Origin of the sequence: Micromonospora sp. NPDC049645, assembly GCF_040675155.1 — a bacterium.
Taxonomy (GTDB): domain Bacteria; phylum Actinomycetota; class Actinomycetes; order Mycobacteriales; family Micromonosporaceae; genus Micromonospora.
On record NZ_JBFAOI010000002.1, the window covers coordinates 254,846 to 276,697 of the forward strand.

A 21,852-nucleotide genomic window follows, 5' to 3' on the forward strand; every position below is an offset into this window, starting at 1 on the left:
CGGCGATGTGCTGGGCGGACGTCCGGGTCACCTGCGCGACCGGGACGGTGGCGCAGGCGCTCGCGCCGGGCGCCTGGAGCAGCAGGCCGGTCACGGTAGGTCGATCGCCGCGTAGGTGAGGTCGAGGTACTCGAGGATGCCCTCGTGTGACCCCTCCTTGCCGATCCCGGACTGCTTCACGCCTCCGAACGGAGCTGACGGGTCCGATATCAGGCCACGGTTGACGCCGACCATCCCGGTATCCAGCCCCTCGGTGAACCGGAGCGCCCGCTGGAGGTCACGGGTGAAGATGTATCCGACCAGGCCGTGCTCGGTGTCGTTGGCCTTCGCCAGCACCTCGTCGTCGGACGTGAACGAGATGATCGGCGCCACCGGGCCGAAGATCTCCGCCTTCAGCATCCGCGCGTCGTCGGGCACGTCGACGAGGACGGTGGGTGGGTAGAAGTGGCCCGGCCCGTCCGGGCGCTCGCCGCCCACGACGACGCGGGCGCCGCGATCGACCGCGTCGGCGACGAGTTCGTCGATTGTGGTGACCGAGGCCTCGTCGATCAACGCACCGACGTTCACGCCGTCGTCCAGACCGTGGCCCACCGACAGCGCGCCCATCCGCTCGGCGAAGCGCGCCGTGAACTCCTCGCGTACCGGCTCCTCGACGTAGATCCGGTTGGCCGCGATGCAGGACTCCCCGATGTTGCGCATCTTGGCCACCATGGCGCCGTCGAGAGCGACGTCCAGGTCGGCGTCGGCACACACGATCAGGGCCGCGTTGCCGCCCAGTTCCATCGAGGTACGCAGCACGTTGTCCGCGGCCTGTCGGAGCAGCACGCGCCCGACCTCGGTCGACCCGGTGAACGAGAGCTTGCGGGTCCGACCGTCGGCCAGCAGTGCCGAGACCACCGCGCCGGAACGCTTGGTGGTCACCACGTTGACGACGCCCGGGGGAACGCCTACCTCCTCCATGATGCGGGCCAGGAACAGCATGGTGAGTGGCGTCTGACCTGCTGGTTTGGTGATCGTCGTGCAGCCTGCGGCCAGCGCGGGAGCGATCTTGCGGGCGCCCATCGCCAACGGGAAGTTCCAGGGCGTCACGAAGACGCAGGGTCCGACCGGCTTCGGCACGGTGAGGATGCGATATCCGCCGGAGGGAGCGATGCTGTAGCGCCCCTCGACGCGTACCGCCTCCTCGGCGAACCACCGGAAGAACTCGGCGCCGTAGGCCACCTCCCCCCGAGCCTCGGCGAGCGGTTTGCCCATCTCGAGCGTTATCAGCCGGGCGACCTCCTCGGATCGCTCGGTCAGTGCCCGGTACGTCGCGGTCAACAACTCCGACCGTTTCCGCGGTGGGGTCGCCGCCCACTCGGTCATTGCCCTGCTCGCCGCGTCCAGGGCGGCGAGCCCGTCGACGACGTCGGCGTCCGCCACCTCGGCGATGGTCTTGCCGGTCCCCGGATCCTCGACGGCGAAGGTGGCTCCGCTCGCGGCGTCGCGCCAGGCGTCGCCGATCCGGAGCCGCCGGTGCTCGGGGGCCAGGGCGTTCATCGGGTCACTCATCGCGTCGCCTCCTGTGTGATCCTGTTGTGATGTCCGGCGTGCCGCAGCGATCGCGCTGGGCGCGTAGACGAACGGGTCGCACGGCCGCGTCGTCGGGCCGTGCTCACCGCTGACGGTCCGCCGAGGCTCGGCTGCCACCTGCGGGCGCCTGTGCCGTCGCCGCCCGGCGCGGTTACCGCCCAGCCTCCGACAGCGACAGCCCGGTGTCCGCGTCGAACAGGTGCGCACGGTCCAGGTCGACCGTGACCCGCAGCCGCTCGCCCGGCGTACCGGTGACGGTCGGTCGTGCCTTGACCTTGAGGATCTCCGTCCCCACCCGGACGTCGACCACCGTTCGATCACCGAGCGGCTCAAGCCCGTAGAGCTCCCCGGACAACGACGCGTCCCCGCGCTGCTCGACGGACAGGTCCTCGGCCCGCAGGCCCAGCAGCAGCGCGCGACCGTCCTGCGCCGTGGTCCAGCGGGGCCGCGGCAGCGTCCAGCCGTCCGCACCGACCAGACGATCTCCCTCCGCGCGGCAGGCGAGCAGGCTGATCGGCGGGCTCCCGACGAATCCCGCGACCCACTGGTTGGCGGGACGCTCGTACACCTCGGTCGGCGTTCCGACCTGTTGCACCTTCCCCTCCTTCAGGACCGCGACCTGGTCGGCCATGGACAGGGCCTCGACCTGGTCGTTCGTCACGTAGACGAAGGTCGCTCCGAGGCTGCGGTGGATGCGGGTGAGCTCGGTGCGCATCTCGACGCGGAGCTTGAGGTCGAGGTTCGTCAGCGGCTCGTCCATGAGAAACGCGCGCGGGCGACGGACCAGCGCCCGGGCCAGGGCGACGCGCTGCATCTCACCGCCCGACAACTGCGCGGGACGACGCCGCAGCAGACGTTCGATGTGCAGCAGGCTCGCCATCTGGTCGACGGCAGCGGCGATCTCGCTCGAGGAACAGCGGCGTGCCCGCAGCGGCGAGGCGATGTTCTCGTACACGGTGTGTCGCGGGTAGAGGGCGTAGCTCTGGAAGACCATGGCCAGGTCGCGTGCGGCCGGGGTGTCGCCGGTCGCGTCCCTCCCGTCCAGTCGCACCGACCCGGCGTCGAGCTTCTCCAGGCCGGCGATCGCCCGCAGGGTCGTCGTCTTGCCCGCCCCGGAGGGCCCGAGCACGACGAAGAAGGAGCCGTCCGGCACGTCCAGCGTCACCCCGTCCAGGGCCTGGACCTTCCCGAAGGACTTGCACAGCCCGTGTGCTGCCACGGTTCCCATCAGGCCACCAGTTCTTCCGTGCTCACGTCGTAGACCGCCGGGGTCCCGCCGGTGTGCCGCAGCCCGACCGGTGCGTCGGCGGCGAAACGGACAGTCGGTGGCATCCGAACCCGTACGTCGCGCTTGCCGCTGTGGTCGACCACGTAGATGATTTCGTCGCCCAGCCACTCGGCCGAGACCACCCGGGCCGGGACCGAACGCTCCGCCCCGGGTGCGGTGACCTCCAGCGCCTCCGGCCGGACGCCCGCCACCAGACGACGGTCGCGCGGCAGGCCCGGCGGTGGCGTGAGGACCAGCCCACCCTGGCCGCGCAGCTTCCCGTCGGCCACCTCCACCTCGATCAGGTTCATCGGCGGGGAGCCGATGAACGCGGCACAGAAGAGGCTCGCCGGTCGGTCGTAGACCTCCAGCGGCGTGCCGATCTGCTCGACGCGACCCTTGTTGAGGATGGCGATCCGGTGACCGAGCGACATCGCCTCGACCTGGTCGTGGGTGACGTAGACCATCGTCGCCCCCAGTTCCCCCTGCAGGTGCTTGATCTCCGTGCGCATGTCCGCCCGCAGCTCCGCGTCCAGATTGGTGAGTGGTTCGTCCATGAGGAAGGCGCGCGGTCGTCGTACCAGGGCGCGAGCGAGCGCGACGCGCTGCTGCTCCCCGCCGGACAGCTGGCGTGGTCGCCGGTCCAGGAGCGGACCGAGCCGCATCAGCCGGGCCGCCTCGTCGACCCGCCTGTGCACCTCCTGCCTGGGCAGTCCTTCGGCCCGCAGTGGGAACGCCAGGTTGTCGCGCGTCTTCAGGTGCGGGTAGAGGGCGTAGAACTGGAACACCATGGCGATGTCGCGCTCGGCCGGCGGCAGGTCGTTGACCAGCGTGTCGCCGATCCGGATGTCGCCCGTCGTCTGCCGCTCCAGGCCGGCGATGGCCCGCAGCGTGGTCGTCTTGCCGCAACCCGAAGGGCCGAGCATCACGAACAGCTCGCCGTCGCCGATGGACAGGTCCACGTGCTCGACCGCCACCGTCCCGTCCGGGTAGCGCTTGTGCAGTGCGGTCACCTCGATGCCCGCCATCAGCGTCGCACCGCCCCGAGCGTCACACCGGCGATGAGGTGCTTGCGTACCAGGTACGCGAAGACGAGCACCGGTAGGGCGAACACCACGGAGGCGGCGGCCACGAGACCCCAGTCGGTGGTGGTGCCGCCGATGAGGCCGGCGATGGCGGGTGGGGCGGTCCGGACGCTGTCGCTGGAGGTCAGGAAGGTGGCGAACACGAACTCGTTCCACGAGAAGATGAGCGCGAAGACCGCCGTCGCGGCGATGCCGGGCACGAGCAGGGGAAGGGTGAACTTCCAGAACGCCTGCAACCGGGTGTAGCCGTCGAGCATGGCGGCATCCTCGTACTCCGCGGGCACCTCGTCGACGAACCCCTTCATCATCCAGATCGTGAACGGGACGTTGAACGCGGCGTAGATGAGGATCAGGCCGATCTTGTTGTCGATGAGTCCGACCTGGCGGTACATGAGGAAGATCGGGATCACGACCACCACGGGCGGCATGAAGCGGGTGGAGAGGATGAAGAACAGTTGGTCCTTCTTGGCCTTCACCGCGAAGCGGGAGTAGGCCCAGGCCGCCGGGACCCCCAGCACGGTGGCCAGCACCGTGGACACCCCGGCGACCACGACCGAGTTGAGGAACGAGACGGACAGGGCCGAGCGACCACCGTCGGGAGCGACGAACACGTCCCGGTAATGGTCCAGGGTGACGGTGAAGTCGAAGAACTTGGCCGGGATGGCGTAGACGTCCCGGTTCTCCTTGATGGACGTCTCGATCATCCACAGCACCGGAAAGAGCATCACCACGGCCAGCACGGTCAGCAGCGCGACCTCCAGCACCGAACGGCCCCGGCCACCGAGGCGGCGCGCGGGGGGCGTGTGATCCCGGGCCGGCCCGGTGGACACGGCCTCGTCGACGGAGACGGCCATCAGCCCTCCTTGAGCTTGTTCAGGTAGCGCAGGTAGAACTGCGTGAGGACGATGACGACGAGGACCATGAGGATCCCGTACGCCGAGGCGGTTCCGGTGTTGAAGCCGAGGAACGCGACCTTGTAGATGTGGAACGACAACGTCTCGGTGGAGACACCAGGGCCTCCGTTGGTGAGGATGTAGACGAGGTCGAAGAGCCGGAACGCCTCGATGGCCCGGAACATCACGGCAATGAGGAGCAGCGGCCACACCAGCGGAAGCGTGATGGTGCGGAACCGGAACCACTCGGACGCCCGGTCGATCGAGGCGGCCTCGTAGAGGTACTTGGGCACCGCGCTGAGACCGGCAAGTGCGATGAGCATGATGAACGGCGTCCACTGCCAGGTGTCGACCACGATCAGGGAGATCAGTGCCGTCCGCTGCCGGGTGAGCCACTCCACCTGCCCCAGACCGACCGAGCCGAGCATGCTGTTGACGACCCCGAACTGCGCGTCGAGCATGAATCGCCAGAACAGCCCGACCACGACCGGCGACAGCATCATCGGAACCAGGAACAGCGTGGTCAGCACCCCCCGCCCGTGCGTACGTCGTGAGATCAGGTAGGCGATGCCGAACCCGAGCACGGTCTGCAGGCCGACCGCGCCGACCACGTAGATCAGCGTCGTCAGGGCCCTCGTGTGGACCTGCGCCGACGTCAGGATGGCGGTGTAGTTCCCGAACCCGATGAAGTTGGCGGGCCCGCCTCGGGTGGCCGAGTAGTCGGTGAAGGACAGGTACAACGACCACAACAACGGAAACACCGACATGGCGAGCAACAGCAGCATCGCCGGGGAGACGAAGACCACGGCGAGCCCCCGGTCGCTCAGCCGGCGGGACCGACCCGGTGCAGGTGGCGTCACGGACGCCACCTGCCCGGGGTGGTCGGTCGTCAGAGGGGCGGGGTCTTTCACAGTCCGCCGCCACCCTTGCGGTTGGAGTCGAGCACGCTCTGCTGCTCCTTGGCGATGTCGTCGAGCGCGTCCTTCGGCTTCTTCGCGCCGTTGAGGGCCGCGTTCACGTTGGTGTTCTCGATGTCGACGAGGCGCGCGTACTCGGGCACGTTCCACATGTCCCGCATCCGTGGGACCGAGTCGGTGTAGACCTGGTTGAACGGCCCGGCATTGAGGAACTCGGGCGACTCCAGGGCGTCCGTACGCGACGGCACGCCGCCGGCTGCGGCCCACTTCTTCTGGACGTCGGCCTGCTCGAACCACTTCATGAAGTTCAGGGCCTCGGCCTGGTTGGCCTTGCCGGAGTAGGCCGACACGTGCATTCCCATACCGCCGAGCGGGACCAGGTTCGTCTTCTGGCTCGGCAGGGTGGCAAACCCCAGCTTGTCGAGAATCTGCTCCCGCGTGGTGCCGAGCGTCGACTGTTTCGGGTCGAGCAGGCCGCCGCTCGCGGCGATCCAGTTGAACGCGATGCATGCCTTGCCCTGGGCGACCGCCGCGTTCACCTCGTCGATGAACCAGTTGCCGGAGCCCTTGGCGGTCAGCGGCTTCATCTTGTTGACCAGGACGTCCATCGCCTCCTGGCCCGCGGCGTCGTTGAGGACGCCGTCGATCTTGCGTGCCTTGGCGTCCCAGAGGTTGCCGCCGTAGACGCCGTTGACCGTGTTGTAGGTGACGGCCGCGGCGTCGGAACCGTTGGCCTGGTGGAAGGCCAGCCCGCTGACGCCGGGGTTTTCCGCCTGGCACTTCTCGGCCGCTGAGATCATCTGGTCCCAGGTCTGCGGTGGCTTGTCGCCGATCAGGTCCTTGCGGTAGATCATCGTCCAGGTGTCGCCGAGCAGCGGCAGTCCGTACAGACTCGCGTTCTCGTCGCGCTTGCCGGTCTCCGCCTGGGGGAACTGGCCGTAGGCCGCCAGGAGGTACGGGTTGTAGGCGTTGACGTCGATGTTGTTCTTGACGAAGTCGGTGATGTCGAGGATGTTGCCGTTCGTCACGGCCTCGCCGATGTGTTGCGAGTCCAGGATCGCGATGTCGAAGTCGGTCTTGTGCGCGGCGAACTGGGTGAACATCGCGTCGTGCCAGTTCGCGTTCGGCACGGTGTTGACCTTGATGGTCGCGTTCGGGCGCACCTTCTTGTACTCCGCGTTCGCGAAGGCTTCCAGTGCCTGGGCGGGGGGCCAGTCGAACCAGATGAAGCTGAGAGTCAACGGGTCCTTGGTGAGCTCCGGGATGGTCGCCGGTGCCTTCGGGGCGCTCGCCTTCGCGCCGTCGTCCCCGCCATCGCCGCAAGCCGTCACGGTCGTGGCCACCAGCAGCATGGCCGCCGTCGCCAGTCGCACCTTCCGACCGGGAACGGCCATTCGTCCTGTTCGCTTTGGATGCCGCATCATCTTGCCTGCTTTCTGGATGGGGACTTCTAGGGCCTCGCTATGTGCTTCGCCGAGCAGTTGCTGGTTGTTCAGGCGCGTCGCCGGGCCGCCGCCGGGGCTTCAGGTGATCCAGTAGAGCGATGGCGGGCGGCTCCGCGATGGTGCGGATGGCGGGCGTCCGTCACTTTTCCTATACGATCCAGCGGGGGCGTCAGCATGTCGCAGCGTTGTGACTGATGTCAACAGGTTCCCGAAGACGCATGGAAGGACCTCACGTCACGATGGACGACGAAGCGATGATCGCGCGGGGCCGGAGGGCCGGGACGGGCGGAACGCCGCCGGGAAGATCAGGCGGCCGGCTTGCCGACGAGGTGTACGACACGCTGCTCGGACAGCTGATGTCGCTACGGATCGAGCCGGGCTCCCGCGTCACGATCGACGTCCTGGCGCGAGAGCTGGGGGTCTCGCAGACGCCGATCCGGGACGCCCTGAACCGCATGGAGGCCGAGGGCCTGGTCGTGCGTGTGCCCCATGCCGGCTACCGCATTCCGCCCCAGATCACCCGGCACCGATTCGAGGACATGCTCGAGGTCCGCCTGCTCCTCGAGCCGGCGGCGGCGCGCAGATCGGCCGAACGCGCGTCCCCGGAGCAGGTGGCCGGTCTGCGGCGAATGCTCGAGGAGATGGCGGAGCTGGAGGGGGGCAACGGCCTGATGGCCTACGGCGCCTTCGGGCTACGCGACGCCGCCTTTCACGATCTCGTCGCCCTGAGCGCGGAGAACCAGGTCATCCGTGAAGCGCTCGCTCGCCTGCACAGCCACGTGCACCTCTTCCGGCTGCACCACGACACCCAGGTCACCCACCTGGCCATGGCCGAGCACGAGGAGGTGGTGGCCGCGATCGCCGCGCGTGACCCCGACGCCGCCGCCTACGCGATGCGTCGGCACATCCTGCGCTCCGGCGAGCGTTTCCGACGGTTGTTCGACGAGGTCAAGGACGCGGACGGAATGGCGTCAGAGGGTTGACGGGCGGGCGGGGCCGAGGAATGCTAGCTCAATCCGATCGGATCGGATTGGATCCACCTCACCGCCCCCAGATGCGAGGAGAAGCAGGTGCCCAGAGCGCTGTTCCTGACCGGCGACGCCGCCGAGGAGCTCGACACCATGTATCCCTACTATCGCGTGCAGGAGGGCGGCTGGGACGTCGACGTCTCGTCCCGGACGATGCGTGACGTGCAACTGGTCATCCACGAGTTCGACCCCAACTCCGACGCCTACGTGGAGAAGAACGGCCGCAAGCTGCCCGTCGACGTGCCGTGGGCCGAGGTCGACGTCGAGCGCTACGACGCCCTCGTCATCCCCGGGGGACGTGCCCCCGAGTGGATCCGGGTCGACGCCGACGTCAGGCGCATCACCGAGCACTTCTTCGCGCGCAACCTCCCCATCGCGTTGGTGTGCCACGGCGCGCAGGTGCCAGCGGTGTACGGGCTGCTGAAGGGCCGAAAGACGGCGTGCTTCCCGCCCATCACCGGTGACATGGAGAACGCGGGCGCGACGGTCATCGACGCTCCCGACGTCGTGGACGGCAACCTCGTCTCCTGCCGGGGGTGGCCCGACATGCCGCAGTTCGGCCGGGCGATGATGGAGGTCTTCTCGAAGTCCGTCAACCCCGCATCGGCATGAGCACACCTGACCTGTCCCGGTGACGGCACTTCGGAGCGTCACAGTCGACGGATCTCCCGTCCACGTCCTGGAGAGCGGCACCGGGCCCGCGGTGCTGATGCTGCACGGCTCCGGACCCGGCACGACCGGGTCCGGCGCCTGGGCGACGACGGCAGAGGCGCTGGGCACGTCCTGGCACCTGGTGGCTCCCGACCAGGCGGGGTTCGGCCGTACACCTGTCCCGGCTGGCGCCAGGGGTGGGCTCCGGCTGTGGACGGAGCAGGCCGCGGGCCTGATGGATGCTCTCGGTATCGACTCCTACGCGGTGGTGGGTCACTCCATGGGCGGTGCCGTGGCGCTGGCGTTGGCGGCGGCACGCCCCCAGCAGGTCACCCGCGTCGTGGCGGTCTCGACGATGGGCGCTCCCGGCGCGCCGCTGTCCGCAGACCTCGACGCCGTCTGGGCCGCCCCCGCCGGCCCGGTCGGGGCCCGAGACATGCTGAGTCGCCTCGTCCTCGACCAGGCGCTCGTGACCGATGCGGCAGTCGACGCCCGTGCCGCGGCGATGCGAGCGGGTGCCGCGGCGTTCGCGTCGTTGTTCCCTCCACCCAGGGCACGGTGGGTCGACGATCTCACCCTCTCGGCGCGGACGCTGGCAGCGGTGCGCGCGCCCGTGCTGCTCGTGCACGGCGCCGAGGACCGAGTCACCCCGCTCGGGACGGCAGCCCAACCCCTGCTGGAGCACCTGGCCGATGTCCGTCTGCACGTGCTCGGCCGGTGCGGGCACGTGCCGGCGATCGAGCACCCGGACGAGTTTAGGCAACTGCTGTCGTGTTTCCTCCGCCGGGACCGAGGTCACTGACTGCCGCGGCCCGTGCTGGCGCAGATCAGCGTGGGTCCGTTCGAACCGGGTCGATCTTCGCCGACTCTTCCGCGGTGCGTCAGGGCAGGGTGATCGGGAGCGGGACGCCCTCGTGGCCCCGACCGCAGGCGCAGGTGGACGGGTCGGGCGGCAGCGCCGGAACCGCCTGGTACAGCACCTCGCGTAGTCGCTCGACGTTCGCGGCGAAGACGCGTAGCACCTCTGCGTGACTGACCGCGCCGGCCGCGTCGAGTCCGGCGTCAAGGTCGGTGACCAGGGCGACGGGGGTGTAGCACAACTCCAGTTCACGGGCGAGGATCGCTTCCGGGTGCCCGGTCATGTTGATCAATTGCCAGCCCTGCTGGGCGTACCACTGTGATTCTGCCCGGGTGGAGAAGCGCGGGCCCTCCACCACCACCAGTGTGGCGCCGACGACGGCTTCGAATCCGAGGTCGCGGGCGGCGGCGGCGACCCTCGCGCGCCCGTTCGGGCAGTACGGGTCGGCGAACGACGTGTGTACCGCGCCGTCGTCGAAGTAGGTGCAGGCCCGACCGCTGGTCCGGTCGACCATCTGGTCGGGGAGGACGAGCGCCCCCGGGGGCAGTGCCGCGGTGAGCGATCCGACGGCGCAGGGTGCGAGGATCTGGCGTACCCCGAGCGCGCGCAGCGCCCACAGGTTCGCCCGGTAGTTGATCCGGTGCGGGGGGAACCGGTGGTCGGCGCCGTGCCGCGGCAGGAACGCGACCGTACGGCCACCGACGTGGCCGACGGTGACCGGGTCGGATGGGCGGCCGTACGGAGTGGAGACCTCGACCGCCGTGCCACCGTCCACCAGTTGGTAGAGGCCACTGCCACCGATCACCCCCACCTCGGCCTGGGGCAGTTCCGCGTACCTGGTCATGCTCGTGCCTTCCTGGGGACAGCGGTCGGAGTCATCCGTTCAACGAGCCGACCCGTCGCCAGCGCATCCGCCGTGCCACGTACCAGCCGCCGCTGACCAGGAACAGCGTGGCGGTGAGTGCCAGCCAACGGGCCAGGTACGGGTGCTGGTTCTGACCGGTGGCGGCGAGATAGGTTTCCCGGCCCTGCCGCAGGATGCCGGGGAGGTAGACCAGGAACAGCAGCCCGGCGGCGAGTGCCGGTACCCGGACGTGGTTCAGCGGGGACGGTCGGGAGGGCGCCTGCCCGACTCGGCGTGGCACCGGGTGGTGTGCGGTGGACGACTGGCTGTCCGCGTGGCTCGCGCGCCCGAGCGCACCGCGCAGCACCCGGTCGGCCGACGCGTAGATCGGAAAGAGAACGAGGTCGTGGGCGACGGCCGCCCCGACGAACCAGAGCAGCATTCGGCCGGCCGTGGCCTCCTCGGCGATGCGGAGTGCCACCCATCCGGCGAGGGTGAAGCAGGCGATCATGGCGATCAGGTGCTGGGGGGACGATCCGTACGCCGCCCGGAATCGGGAGATGGGCCTATCCATCGGTGCCGGTCCGGAAGGTGATCTCGGCGACCCACTTCGTGCAGTGCACACCGGGCAGGGCGGGCACGATCACCCGGGCCGGAAAGCCGTGGTCGACCGACAGGTCGACACCGTTGACCCGCAGCGCGAGCAGCGAGTCGGCGTCGCGCACCTGGTTGGCCTGCAGGATCGCCTGGTTGAACAACCCGGCCTTCTCCAGCGACCGCACCTGCGCCGACGCCGGATCGTCCACACCGACCAGGGCGGCGAGGTCGCGCAGTCGTACGCCGGACCAGGTCTGTCGGGTCGACCACCCCTCCACGCAGGCGATCGGCAGGCGGGCGGTGTGTTGACCCATGGCGAGCAGGCGGAGACGGTCGAGGGTGACGATCCGGCCGCCGCCCCGCACGGTCAACCGCCACCGCTGCCCGGTCTCGTCCGGTTGAATGCCTGCCGCGGCGGCGGTGCGGTTGATCGGGAAGCCGGTCGGTCCGGTGCCGGGCTGACGTCCGCGGGGCAGCAGCAGCGCGGTGCGACGCCAGGGCCCGTCGAGGGTCTGCCCGACCGTGAGGGCGCCGAGCAGCAGGGCCAGGCCACCGACCAGGCTTATCGCGCCGCGTCGGCTCATCGTCGGCGCGCCCGGTGCGATGGCCACCAGGTCGTCCGGATCGCGCGGCTCGGGCCGGGTCGCGGTCAGCGGGGTACGCAGCTCGGCCCGTACCGGCTCGCGCTGCCCCGGCCGGTGGCGGTCCCGCAGGGCGGGCCGGGATCGGAGCGCGCTGATCATTCGGGGCAGCTTCAGCGTCACGTGTGCCACGAACGCCGCGCTGAACACCCAGGCTCCGAAGTAGTGCGCGGTGTAGAAGTCGAAGCCGAACAGGTACGCGTACTGGATGTTGAGCAGGCCGGTCGCGATCTCGAAGAGGATGCCGCCGACCAGCAGCAGCAGGGACAGCCGCTCCAGCATCTGGGCCAGGGAACGGGCCGGTGGCCAGATGAAGAGTTTCGGGATCACCGACCAGAGTTTCCCCAGCACCACGGGGATCAGGATGATGCCGAGCGTCACGTGCAGGCCCTGGGTGACCCGGAACAGCCAGGACGGCCGGGTCGGCCAGTCGAACGGCGGCAGTCGTAGCCAGCCCACGTCGCGGGGGAGGGCCTGATCGAACTGGGGGCCGTAGGCGGCGTAGTCGAGCAGCCCAGTGATGATCACCAGCGGCAGTCCGACGAGGAGTACGGCGCCGTAGACGGCGGTGAGCCATGGCCCCCGCAGCGGGCTGCGCCAGCGGCGCCCGTCCAGACCGGGGACCGGTGGGGGGTGTCGTTCCAGGGCTCTCCACCACCGGTGGGGGAAACCCGTCTGCCGGTCCGTCACACCCATATTCCGGGACGCTAGACGTTACGGGCGCCAGAGTTGGTGCATACCGGGATACCGATCGCCTGGCGGGCGGGTGAAGTGACCCCGGCCCGGCCGGGTGCGGGCTACGGTCACCGGGATGCGGGTACTGCTCACCGGCGCGGCCGGTTTCATCGGATCGCAGATCGCCGACCTGCTCGTCGCCGAGGGCCACGAGCTGGTGGCGCTCGACGCGTTGCTGCCCCAGGCGCACGGCGGGGAACTCCCGCAGTGGTCCCGGCGGCACGACCCGGTGGTCGGTGACGTCCGGGACGCCCGCCTGCTGGACCGCCTTCTCGCCGGTGTGGACGTGGTGTGTCACCAGGCGGCGATGGTGGGACACGGACTGGATCCGTCCGACGCCCCCGACTACGTCAGCCACAACGACTACGCCACGGTCGTGCTGCTCGCCGCGATGCACCGGGCCGGTGTGACCCGGCTGGTGCTGGCCAGCTCGATGGTCGTCTACGGGGAGGGGCGGTACGTCTGCGTGGCGCACGGCACCGTGCGGCCCGCCTCCCGCAGCGTCGTCGACCTGGCCGCCGGCCGGTACGAGCCGACCTGCCCGGACTGCGGGGACGACCTCTCACCAACTCTGGTGCCCGAGGACGCGCCACTTGAGCCGCGCAGCACGTACGCGGCCACCAAGCTCGCCCAGGAACACCTGGCCGCCGCGTGGGCGCGGCAGACCGGCGGAAGCGTCTGGGCGCTGCGCTACCACAACGTCTACGGCCCCCGGATGCCCCGGGACACCCCGTACGCCGGCGTGGCCTCGATTTTTCGGTCCGCACTGGCGGCGGGCCTGCCGCCACGGGTGCTTGAGGACGGCCGGCAGCGCCGCGACTTCGTCCACGTCACCGACGTCGCCCGGGCCAACCTGCTGGCGTTGGGCGCCCCGCCGCCACGGGGCCTCGTGCCGGTCAACGTCTGCTCCGGCGAGCCGCACACGGTCGGTGAGTTGGCCGTCGCCCTCGCCGAGGCGATGGTCGGGCCGGCGCCGTTGATTGTCGGTGGTGGCCGGGCGGCCGACGTCCGACACGTGGTCGCCGACCCCCGGCGGGCGGCGGAGCTGCTCGGCTACACCGCCCGGGTCGGGTTCGCCGAGGGGGTGGCCGCCTTCGCCACCGACCCGCTACGGGAACCGGCCGCCCTCACTGCCTGAGACCGTGCACCACCGGCCGCCGGATCAGGACACCGTCCAGAGCAGGTGACTGACCGCGAGAGCGGTGAGCACCTGCCCGGCCAGCCACCACCGTTGGACCGGTCGTGGCAGGTGGGCGGCGGCCACCAGCAGCCAGACCACGAACGGTAGCCAGATCCGTTCCACCTCCGCCTTGCTCAGCCCGGACAGATCAGCCGCGCCGACCGCCAGCACGGCGGCCAGCGGTAGCAGCACCGTGGGCCCGGCTCCCCGCAGGCCGTCAAGACGGGCGATCACCGGGGTTCGCTCCGGCCCGCGCCATCGCCGCGCAGCGGTTCGCACCGGGCCGGCCGACGCGAGCGCGGTCCGGAGCAGTGCGGGCCCGAGCGCCGGGCCCGCACAGAGCACAAGCGCCGCCACGTTCGCCCACACCCAGTAGCCGTACGGGCGCTGGGCGGCCCAGCCCTGGTGGTACCGCTCGACCACCAGGTGATAGCCGTCCAGCCACCAGAAGCCGGCCAGCGTGAACGTGAGCACCACCGTGCCGGCCCCGGCCAGCGCCACGAGCAACGCCGGCCACCGGTCCCGCGACCGCAGTGCCACCACCGTCAGGGCCAGGATGCCGACCAGGACGAGGCCGTACGACAGGTAGAGGGCGAAACCGAGCAACAGGCCCCCGACCGCCGCGGCGGCCAGTCCCCGCACCGCCAGCAGGGCCAGACCCGCCGCGACCACACCGGCGAAGATGCCGTCGGCCGAGACTCCCACCCAGATCGCGCCGGGCAGCAGCACCAGGAACGGCAGCACCTGGCGGGCGGCTTCCTCCGCACCGAGGGCCCGCAACGTCACCGGCACCGACACGGTCACTGTCGCTCCCACCAGCAGGCAGGCCAGGGCGGCGACGGTGGGACCGCCGAGGCCGATCCGGTCCAACCCGACGAAGACCAGCAGCGCCCCCGGTGGATGGCCGGCGGTGTGGGTGGACCACGACTCCGGCCGGAAATCGAGGATCCGGGCGCTGAACCCGGCCAGCATGGCCGTGACGTCGGTGACCCCGGGCACCTCGTGCAGGTATTCGGCCTGCGGGGTGAGTCGCCTGGTGAAACCGGCCGACCAGCCGTCCACCAGCGCCAACGACATCGTCCACGCGACCGCCGCGAGGTAGGCCGCGACCAGCAACCGGCCCCACCCGGCGGTCCGGACCCACCGGACGCCCCAACCGAGCACCCCGGTGGCGACCAGCAGCGCGGCCGGAGTGCCCCAACCCAGGTGCGGACGCCAGGTGGCGTAGAGCGGCGCGGCGTCGGCGTGCAGACCGACACCGCGTGCGTTGAGCAGCATGCCCACCGCCACCGCGGCGGCGACCAACGCCACCTCGACGCCGAGCGCCACCAGGTCGGCCTGGACGCGCCGGACGGCCACGTCCGGTCTCCGGCGCGGGGGCGCGAGCACTTTCATGACGACCGGACGGTACGACCATCGCCGGCCCGGTGATGCGGGAACGGGGAGGATGTCCCCGTTCGAGATGGGGCCGAAGCTGGCAAGGATGCCGATGGTCCGATTTCGTCCATCTCGGGTGGCTCGGGGTCCTAGCGTTTCCGGTATGCCATCACCGATCGACGTGGTACTGCCGTGTCTCGACGAAGCCGCGGCACTACCCGGCGTACTGGCCGCCCTGCCACCCGGGTACCGGGCGATCGTGGTGGACAACGGTTCCCGGGACGGCTCACCGGAGGTCGCGGCCCGGCACGGCGCCCGGGTCGTCCACGAAGCGCGCCGGGGCTACGGTGCCGCCGTACACCGCGGCCTGGAGGCGGCCGAGACCGCACTGGTGTGTGTACTCGACGCCGACGGCTCCTTCGACCCGACCCAACTCCCGGCGCTGGTCGCGCCGGTGGCCAGCGGATCGGCCGATCTGGTGGTCGGTCGTCGTCGGCCCGTCGCCGCCGGTGTCTGGCCGTGGCATGCCCGAGCCGGGACCGCGCTGGTCGCGGCGCTGTTGCGGCACCGGGGCATACCGCTGCGTGATCTCAGCCCGATCCGGGTGGCCCGCCGTGACGCGCTGCTCGGTCTCGGAATCACCGACCGTGCCTTCGGATATCCGTTGGAGCTGCTCATCCGCGCCGCCGCCGCGGGCTGGCGGATCCGGGAGCTCGATGTGCGGTACTCGCACCGTGCCGCCGGCACCCGGTCGAAGGTCTCCGGATCGGTACGCGGCACGCTCCGCGCGACCCGGGACTTCGCCGGGGTCCTGCGCACCGTGGAGCGATCGCGGTGACCGTCCTGCTGCTGATGGCGAAGGCGCCCGTGCCCGGGGCGGTGAAGACGCGTCTCTGTCCACCGGCCAACCACCTGCAGGCGGCCCGGATCGCCGCCGCGGCACTGCTGGACAGTCTGGACACCGTACGCGCCACGCCCGGCGTGACGCCTGTTCTCGCCCTCTCCGGCCGGCTCGCCGACGCCGAAGAAGCCGCCGAGCTGACCGCCGCGGTCGCCGGCTGGCAGATCCTGCCGCAGCGTGGCACCGACCTCGGCGAACGTCTCGCCAACGCGCACGCCGACGTCGCTGACGCCTACCCGGGTCGGCCGGTGCTCCAGATCGGCATGGACACACCACAGCTGACCCCGGCGCAACTCGACGCGGCCGTCCATCGCCTCGCCCTGACCGACGCCGTGCTCGGCCCCGCCGTCGACGGCGGGTGGTGGGCTCTGGGTCTGCGCGACCCCCGGCACGCCGCCGTGCTGACGGCGGTACCGATGTCCACCGCACTGACCGGACACGACACCAGGGCGGCCCTGCGCGAGCGGGGCCTGCGCGTCGGCTCCCTACCCCTGCTCCGGGACGTCGACGAGTGGGCCGACGCGCTGGCGGTGGCCGCGTCGACTCCCGCCGACGCGTCGGCGTCGTCGATCGACATGGTCGCCGCCGGTCGTCCCGGGTGGGCCGCGGCCGGCCTGCCCGGGCAACCCGGGGGCCAGGAGGCGGCCCGCCCGGTGCGGCACGGTACCGGCAGCCGCTTCGCGCGCCAGGTCGCGGCGGTTCGGCGCGGTCTGACGCCCGGGATCCCCAGGTGAGCGGCAGTGTCCGGGCCAGACCAACCGAGGCGTTCGGCAGCGCGCTGCGTCGCCGCGCCGACGACCACTGGCTGGTGCACGGCGACAACGGGTGGCGTAGCCGCCTGCCGGTACGCCGGTGGCACGGCCCGGCCGAACCGGCGGTGGCCGCACTCGTCGCCCGGTGCACCGGCCCGACGCTCGACCTGGGCTGCGGCCCGGGCCGGCTCACGATGGCACTCACCCGGGCCGGGCTGACAGCGGTCGGAGTCGACATCTCCGCGCAAGCGGTCCGCCTGACCCGGGCCCGAGGTGCGATCGCCCTCCAGCGAGACGTCTTCGCCCCGCTGCCCGCCGAGGGACGCTGGGCGCACGTGCTCCTGATCGACGGGAACATCGGCATCGGCGGCGACCCCGTCGCCCTGCTCGGTCGTTGTCACGACCTGCTGCGCCCCGGCGGCACCGTGCTCGTCGAACTCGAAGCACCAGGTCCGGGACTGTGGCGCGGTCAGGCCCAACTGGCCATCCAGGCCACCACCGGTGGTGCGCGCCTCGGACCGCCGTTCCGGTGGGCCCGGCTCGACACCGTGGCGGTCGCCGGAGTGGCGTCGGCGGCCGGGCTCACGGTCCGCGAGGTGTTCCGCCGCGACCATCGCTGGTTCGGCGAGCTGACCACGGACCGCCGCGGCGCGGTCGATTCGTTGCACTGAGGTCGGTACCTACGCCCAGCCGCTCGGAGTCCATTGGGTCACCCGCAGCACCCGTTGGAAGGAATGCGCCAGTCCTGCCGCAATGCGCGAATTGATCGAGGTCAGAGCTTCCCGACCGACGGTTTGTTGTTTGCGGGGGCGGCCAGACCGACCGCCCCCGCCGGAGGTCACTCGGGGATGACGAATTGGGCGGTGCTGGTGGTGTCGTAGTTGACACCGTACTTCTCGGCGTGGTGGATGCAGCTGACCGTGACCGTGCGGGACTGGACCGGAACGCCGGTGACCGGAACGATCGGAGACCAGAAGGTCACATCGACGAGAGCGCCGCCGTTCTCCGAGTCGTAGTCGTCGGTGGAGTAGCCGAGCACGGTGGCGGAACACCGTACGTTGATGTAGTTGGCGTCCACTCGGTCGTTGCCCCACGTGGCCAACCGCGAATATCCACGGACCTTGACGCCACCCTGGCGCAGGGGCCAGCTTCCTTCGTGGCCGGTGTCCTCCAGCTGGATGACGCCCTGCAGGTTGTAGGCCGGGCCGGGTGGAGTGCCGCCACCGCCACCGCCACCGCCCTCACCGCCACCGCCACACTCCGAGTCGATTGGGCATTCGGGGACCCAGGCCTGCGCCGGTACGGCGGTCGCACCGGCGAACGCGAAACAGGCCAGCAGGGCAACCCACAGCGTGGAAGCGCGTCTCAGCACGTCATCTCCTGTCAGCAGACACCCGGTAGAACACCGATGGCGTTCGATTGAATGCGTAGAGTATTGCCGTCGTATCGGAAGACGCAATAGGCGGCGTGCGCTACCCGGCGGACCCCTTTTCCGCTCGCCGGATGCCGTCGGACTCGCCCGTGCCGGTCATAAGATGTCGACGCGGCCCCAATCGTTGTACGACATCATCCTTCGACGGAAACGGCGTCGGCCGAATGGCGCATTGATCGGTCGACGTGTATCGCGAAATGGTCGGGATGGTCGGCGCCGGTGGGACGATCCGGCTGCCTCGGTCGCTGCCCGTGCGGCGACGTCGTCAACCGGCGGCGCTCGTCGCCCACGGCACCGCGCCGACCCGCCGGGCGAGGCTCAGCCCGTCGGCTCGGTGCCGACCCGCCGCCGACGGGTCGTCGAGCAGGTCGGCCAGCGCCGCCAACGTGTTGTCGACAGGACCCAGCGACAGCGAACCGGTTTCCAGACCCGCGAAACACCCCCGCCAGGGGGTCAGCTCGGCATAGGAGCTGCGGGCGACCTGCCGGTCACCGAGCCGGGCGGCGACCTCGCCGCGCACGCAGGCCCACAGCAGCCAGAAGTAGTCGGGCCGGATCGGCAGCTCCGGCTTCCACACCGCGCGCGCCTGCTCCAGGTCGCCGGCCTCCACCAGGGCCAGGGCGAGCAGGTCGTGGCTGTCCTGGGGCACCCGGGCGTGCACCTGCCGCAGCTCGGGCACCGACTGGGCCGCGCCACCCCCGGTCAGCCCGACGACGAACCGGCCGAGCATCCCCATCGCCTGCGCGTTGGGCCCGCCAACCTGTTCCATCCGGGTCGCGGCCTCGCCGTAGCGCCGCAGGGCGAGCGGATAGTCCCCGGCGAGCAACGCGGTCAGCCCGTCGAACCAGGACAGCACGGCCAACATGAGTGCCAGTTGTCCGGTGTTGGCCTGCTCCACGGCCTTGTCGACGTGCCGGCGAGCGTCGACGAGGTCGGCCCGGTGCAGTGCCGCCTGGAAGAGGATGTGATGAGCCTGGGCCCGGTACCCGGTCAGCCCGTGGGCGGTGGCCACCCGCAGCATCTCCGCGCCGACCGCCGGCAGCTCGGCACGCCGGGCCGGTGCCAGCACGGGGAAGTAGCGGGCGTTGAGCGCCCGGCACAGCAGCCCTGGCTGCCCGGTCTCGCGCGCCAGCGAGAGCGCCTCCCGGCTGGCCTCGTCGGCCCGGTCGTCGTCGGCGCCCTCGACCTCGAAGACCAGGGTGCACAGCAGCTCGCAGCGGGACACCGGGGCGTCCGGACCGAGAGTGGCGAGCGCGGCTTCGACGGCGGCGACGAACTCCGTGTCGACCGCGCGGTCCGGCCGGACGGTCCAGGCGACCGGGGCGTCCAGGCAGGTCAGTGCCCGACGCAGGGCGGATGGATCGGCGGCCATGGCCGCCAGCGCGACGGCCTCGCCGCGTAGCTGCCGGGCGGTGAGAACGTCGCCGGCACGGGCGGTTGCCGCGGCTCGCGCGCACCAGCCCGCCAGCCGGGTCGCCAGGGGCGTCTCGGGCAGCAGCGCAATCGCCCGGCCCGCCCCCGACCACAACGCGGCGGCCTCCCGGGGCGCGTCCAGCTCGGTGGCGTGGTGGGCGGCGGCGGTGGTGTACCGCAACGCCCGCTCGGCGGTGGACGTGGAGAGCCCGGCCAGGGCGTGCCGGCCCAGGCCGGCAATGTCGTGCGGCCGGCGCCGTTCCAGCGCCTCCAGGGCACGGTGGTGCGCGCGGGTGCGGCGCAGCAGCGGAATGTCCTGGTAGAGGGCGTCGCGCATCACCGCGTGCGCGAACCGGACCCGCCCGGGAGCGGGTTCGACGAGCAGCCCGGCCAGCAGCCCGGCCTCCAGCCCGTCCAGCACCGTCTCCTCCGGACCGCCCACCACCTCGATCAGCAGGTCGACGTCGACGTCCTGGCCGATCACCGAGGCGGTCCGCAACGTCGACCGGGCGGCTGCCGGCAGCCGGGCCAGCCGGCGGCGCAACACGTGCCGCAGGCCGACCGGCACCCCGGCGACGGCCGCCGCCGGTCCCTCCGCGGCGATCAGTCGGGCCGTCTCGGTGACGTAGAGCGGGTTGCCGCCGGTGCGTTGCCAGACCGCGCGGACCACGTCCGGGCCCACCAGTCCCGCGCCGTGACGACGCAGCAGCTCCGCGACGTCGGTCTCGGACAGGCCGGTGAGGACAACGTCCTCACCACACCCGCCGGTCAGCGCGGCACGGGCGGCGACCAGGTCGGCGTTCACCTCGTGGGAACGGTAGGTGGCCACCACCAGTACCGGCCGGTCGACCAACGCGACGGCCAGGTGCCGCAGCACCTGGAGGGTCTCCCCGTCGGCACAGTGGACGTCGTCGAGGACCAGCAGCAGCGGCCCGCCGGCGGCGACGGTGCCGAGGTAGTCGCCGACCGCCCTGCGGAGATGGAATTCGCCGCCCGCCGGCAGCGGGGCGCCACCCTCGCTGAGCAGCGTGGCGAGCCGGTCGGCCTGCGCGGGTGCCGGCGGAGTGACGGTCCGCAACGCGCGCAGCACCTCGCCCCAGGCCCAGGCCGGTGGGGCCCCGTCCAGCTCGGGGCAGCGGCCGACGGCCGTCCGCCAACCGTCGGCGGTCAACTGCCCGACCAGCAACCGACCGAGGGTCGACTTTCCCGCGCCGGCGTCGCCCAGCACCCAGGACATCCGAAATCCGCTCCGGACGGCGTACGCGGCGGCCTGGCGCAGTCGGGCCACCTCGTCCGGTCGGGGCAGCGGGTCCCCGTCCACCGGAGCGGACGCCACGACTGCGGCGGGGAATCGCGGCGGGGCGACCCGGAGGTGCGTGGCGGGTGTCGGCTGTTCCAGGGTTGGTGCCTGCCGCAGCAGGTCCGTTTCGAGGGCCCGCAGTCCGGGGCTCGGGTCGACGCCGAGCTGGTCGGCCAGTTCGGTGCGCAGCCGCCGGAGCACGGCCAGGGCGTCGGCCTGCCGGCCCGATCGGTACAGGGCCAGGGCCAGGAGGGCGACCGCCTGTTCCCGCAGTGGATGCGCCCGGACGTGCCGCTCCAGCTCGGGCGCGACCTGTTCGGCCCGGCGCAGCGCCAGAGCCGCCCGGGCCCGGTGCTCGATGGCGACCAGACGGAACTCGGCCAGCCGGGCCGACTCCGCGGCGGCCCATCCCTCGTCGGCGAACTCCACGTAGGCCGGGCCGCGCCAGCAGCCCAGCTCCGCGTCCAGCCGACGGTACGCCTCCTCGGGATCCGCATCGAGCACGGCCATCGCCGAGCGGGTCGACGCCTCGAACCGCGCCGCGTCGAGCTGCTCCGCCCGCAGCCGCAGCGCGTAGCCGGGCGCCGCGGTGACGATCACCTGGGCGGGGCTGCGGGGCGGCCGATCCGGTTCGAGGGCCCGACGCAGGTTGGACACGTACACCTGAAGTGCCGCCTGGGCGCGCGGTGGCGGGTCGCCGGCCCACAGGTCCTCGATGAGCCGGTCCACCGGAACCACCTGATCGACCATGGTGGCCAGTCGGGCCAGCACGGCACGCTGCCGCAGCGGACCGAGTTCCACGGGCACGTCGCCGCGCCACGCCCGCAGCGGACCGAGGACCCCGATTCTCAGCACGGGCAGGAGCGTAGGTCAGTGCGGCGGCCCGTGCAGACAACTGGCGGACAGTCCCCGCGGCCGGGGGTGCCACCCCGCGTACGGGCGGCGGACCCGCACCGAGCTGGT

Annotated in this window: 18 protein-coding genes and 1 pseudogene; 7 read left to right on the plus strand and 12 right to left on the minus strand. The window is 71.3% G+C overall.

Annotation, left to right across the window (positions count from 1 at the left end; translation table 11 throughout):
- Positions 1-90: 90 nt before the first annotated feature.
- From AB0J33_RS06720 to AB0J33_RS06745, 6 genes are all read right to left on the minus strand, one after another.
- Positions 91-1,551, minus strand: a complete 1,461-nt coding sequence (locus AB0J33_RS06720) for an NAD-dependent succinate-semialdehyde dehydrogenase (RefSeq protein WP_363610658.1) — start codon at positions 1,549-1,551, stop codon at positions 91-93.
- Between the two features lie 172 nt (positions 1,552-1,723).
- The gene (locus AB0J33_RS06725) at positions 1,724-2,800 is read right to left on the minus strand and encodes an ABC transporter ATP-binding protein (RefSeq protein ID WP_363610660.1); all 1,077 of its coding nucleotides are present in this window, start codon (positions 2,798-2,800) and stop codon (positions 1,724-1,726) included.
- Entirely contained in the window at positions 2,800-3,867 is a 1,068-nt protein-coding gene (locus AB0J33_RS06730; RefSeq protein ID WP_363610662.1) for an ATP-binding cassette domain-containing protein, read from the minus strand. Before AB0J33_RS06730 ends, AB0J33_RS06725 begins: the two co-directional genes overlap by 1 nt.
- Positions 3,867-4,778, minus strand: coding sequence for a carbohydrate ABC transporter permease (locus AB0J33_RS06735; RefSeq protein WP_363610664.1), 912 nt, complete (start codon positions 4,776-4,778; stop codon positions 3,867-3,869). The genes AB0J33_RS06730 and AB0J33_RS06735 overlap by 1 nt, the downstream gene beginning before the upstream one ends.
- On the minus strand, positions 4,778-5,677 hold the full coding sequence (locus tag AB0J33_RS06740) for a sugar ABC transporter permease (protein ID WP_363610666.1): 900 nt from the start codon (positions 5,675-5,677) through the stop codon (positions 4,778-4,780). Before AB0J33_RS06740 ends, AB0J33_RS06735 begins: the two co-directional genes overlap by 1 nt.
- 47 nt (positions 5,678-5,724) lie before the next feature.
- Positions 5,725-7,107 (minus strand): extracellular solute-binding protein, encoded by a 1,383-nt coding sequence (locus AB0J33_RS06745; RefSeq protein WP_363610668.1) that lies wholly within the window; start codon positions 7,105-7,107, stop codon positions 5,725-5,727.
- 311 nt (positions 7,108-7,418) lie between these two features.
- On the opposite strand from AB0J33_RS06745, the gene AB0J33_RS06750 reads away from it, so the two are divergent.
- From AB0J33_RS06750 to AB0J33_RS06760, 3 genes are all read left to right on the plus strand, one after another.
- The gene (locus tag AB0J33_RS06750) at positions 7,419-8,162 is read left to right on the plus strand and encodes a GntR family transcriptional regulator (protein ID WP_363610670.1); all 744 of its coding nucleotides are present in this window, start codon (positions 7,419-7,421) and stop codon (positions 8,160-8,162) included.
- An 87-nt stretch (positions 8,163-8,249) separates the two neighbouring features.
- Positions 8,250-8,819 carry a DJ-1/PfpI family protein gene (locus AB0J33_RS06755; RefSeq protein WP_363610672.1) on the plus strand — a complete coding sequence of 190 codons (570 nt, stop codon included), beginning with the start codon at positions 8,250-8,252 and terminating at the stop codon, positions 8,817-8,819.
- A 19-nt stretch (positions 8,820-8,838) separates the two neighbouring features.
- Positions 8,839-9,660 carry an alpha/beta hydrolase gene (locus AB0J33_RS06760; RefSeq protein WP_363610674.1) on the plus strand — a complete coding sequence of 274 codons (822 nt, stop codon included), beginning with the start codon at positions 8,839-8,841 and terminating at the stop codon, positions 9,658-9,660.
- 79 nt (positions 9,661-9,739) lie between these two features.
- Here the strand turns inward: AB0J33_RS06760 and AB0J33_RS06765 are convergent, their stop codons facing one another.
- From AB0J33_RS06765 to AB0J33_RS06775, 3 genes are read right to left on the minus strand one after another with little or no spacing between them, the layout of a single operon-like run.
- On the minus strand, positions 9,740-10,561 hold the full coding sequence (locus tag AB0J33_RS06765; RefSeq protein ID WP_363610676.1) for an S-methyl-5'-thioadenosine phosphorylase: 822 nt from the start codon (positions 10,559-10,561) through the stop codon (positions 9,740-9,742).
- Positions 10,562-10,592: 31 nt separating this feature from the next.
- Positions 10,593-11,135, minus strand: coding sequence for a hypothetical protein (locus tag AB0J33_RS06770; RefSeq protein WP_363610678.1), 543 nt, complete (start codon positions 11,133-11,135; stop codon positions 10,593-10,595).
- Positions 11,128-12,495, minus strand: a complete 1,368-nt coding sequence (locus AB0J33_RS06775; RefSeq protein ID WP_363610680.1) for a molybdopterin-dependent oxidoreductase — start codon at positions 12,493-12,495, stop codon at positions 11,128-11,130. Before AB0J33_RS06775 ends, AB0J33_RS06770 begins: the two co-directional genes overlap by 8 nt.
- 115 nt (positions 12,496-12,610) lie before the next feature.
- Here AB0J33_RS06775 and AB0J33_RS06780 point away from each other — a divergent pair, with 115 nt between their 5' ends.
- Positions 12,611-13,672, plus strand: a complete 1,062-nt coding sequence (locus tag AB0J33_RS06780) for an NAD-dependent epimerase/dehydratase family protein (RefSeq protein WP_363610682.1) — start codon at positions 12,611-12,613, stop codon at positions 13,670-13,672.
- 24 nt (positions 13,673-13,696) lie between these two features.
- On the opposite strand, the gene AB0J33_RS06785 is transcribed toward AB0J33_RS06780, so the two are convergent.
- Complete coding sequence (locus AB0J33_RS06785) at positions 13,697-15,109, minus strand: hypothetical protein (RefSeq protein WP_363610684.1); 1,413 nt, start codon at positions 15,107-15,109, stop codon at positions 13,697-13,699.
- A 145-nt stretch (positions 15,110-15,254) separates the two neighbouring features.
- On the opposite strand from AB0J33_RS06785, the gene AB0J33_RS06790 reads away from it, so the two are divergent.
- The 3 genes and pseudogenes from AB0J33_RS06790 (at position 15,255) to AB0J33_RS06800 (ending at position 17,415) form a co-directional block, all read left to right on the plus strand.
- The gene (locus AB0J33_RS06790; RefSeq protein WP_363610686.1) at positions 15,255-15,929 is read left to right on the plus strand and encodes a glycosyltransferase family 2 protein; all 675 of its coding nucleotides are present in this window, start codon (positions 15,255-15,257) and stop codon (positions 15,927-15,929) included.
- A pseudogene (locus AB0J33_RS06795) lies at positions 15,926-16,573 on the plus strand (TIGR04282 family arsenosugar biosynthesis glycosyltransferase); the annotation flags it as partial. The gene AB0J33_RS06790 and the pseudogene AB0J33_RS06795, both read left to right, overlap by 4 nt.
- A 197-nt stretch (positions 16,574-16,770) precedes the next feature.
- Positions 16,771-17,415, plus strand: a complete 645-nt coding sequence (locus tag AB0J33_RS06800) for a class I SAM-dependent methyltransferase (protein ID WP_363611357.1) — start codon at positions 16,771-16,773, stop codon at positions 17,413-17,415.
- 167 nt (positions 17,416-17,582) lie between these two features.
- Here the strand turns inward: AB0J33_RS06800 and AB0J33_RS06805 are convergent, their stop codons facing one another.
- Together AB0J33_RS06805 and AB0J33_RS06810 are read right to left on the minus strand one after the other, a co-directional pair.
- A complete protein-coding gene (locus AB0J33_RS06805; protein ID WP_363610688.1) occupies positions 17,583-18,116 on the minus strand; it encodes a hypothetical protein in 534 nt (177 codons plus the stop codon).
- 325 nt (positions 18,117-18,441) lie between these two features.
- Positions 18,442-21,744, minus strand: coding sequence for a BTAD domain-containing putative transcriptional regulator (locus AB0J33_RS06810; RefSeq protein WP_363610690.1), 3,303 nt, complete (start codon positions 21,742-21,744; stop codon positions 18,442-18,444).
- Positions 21,745-21,852 lie beyond the last annotated feature (108 nt).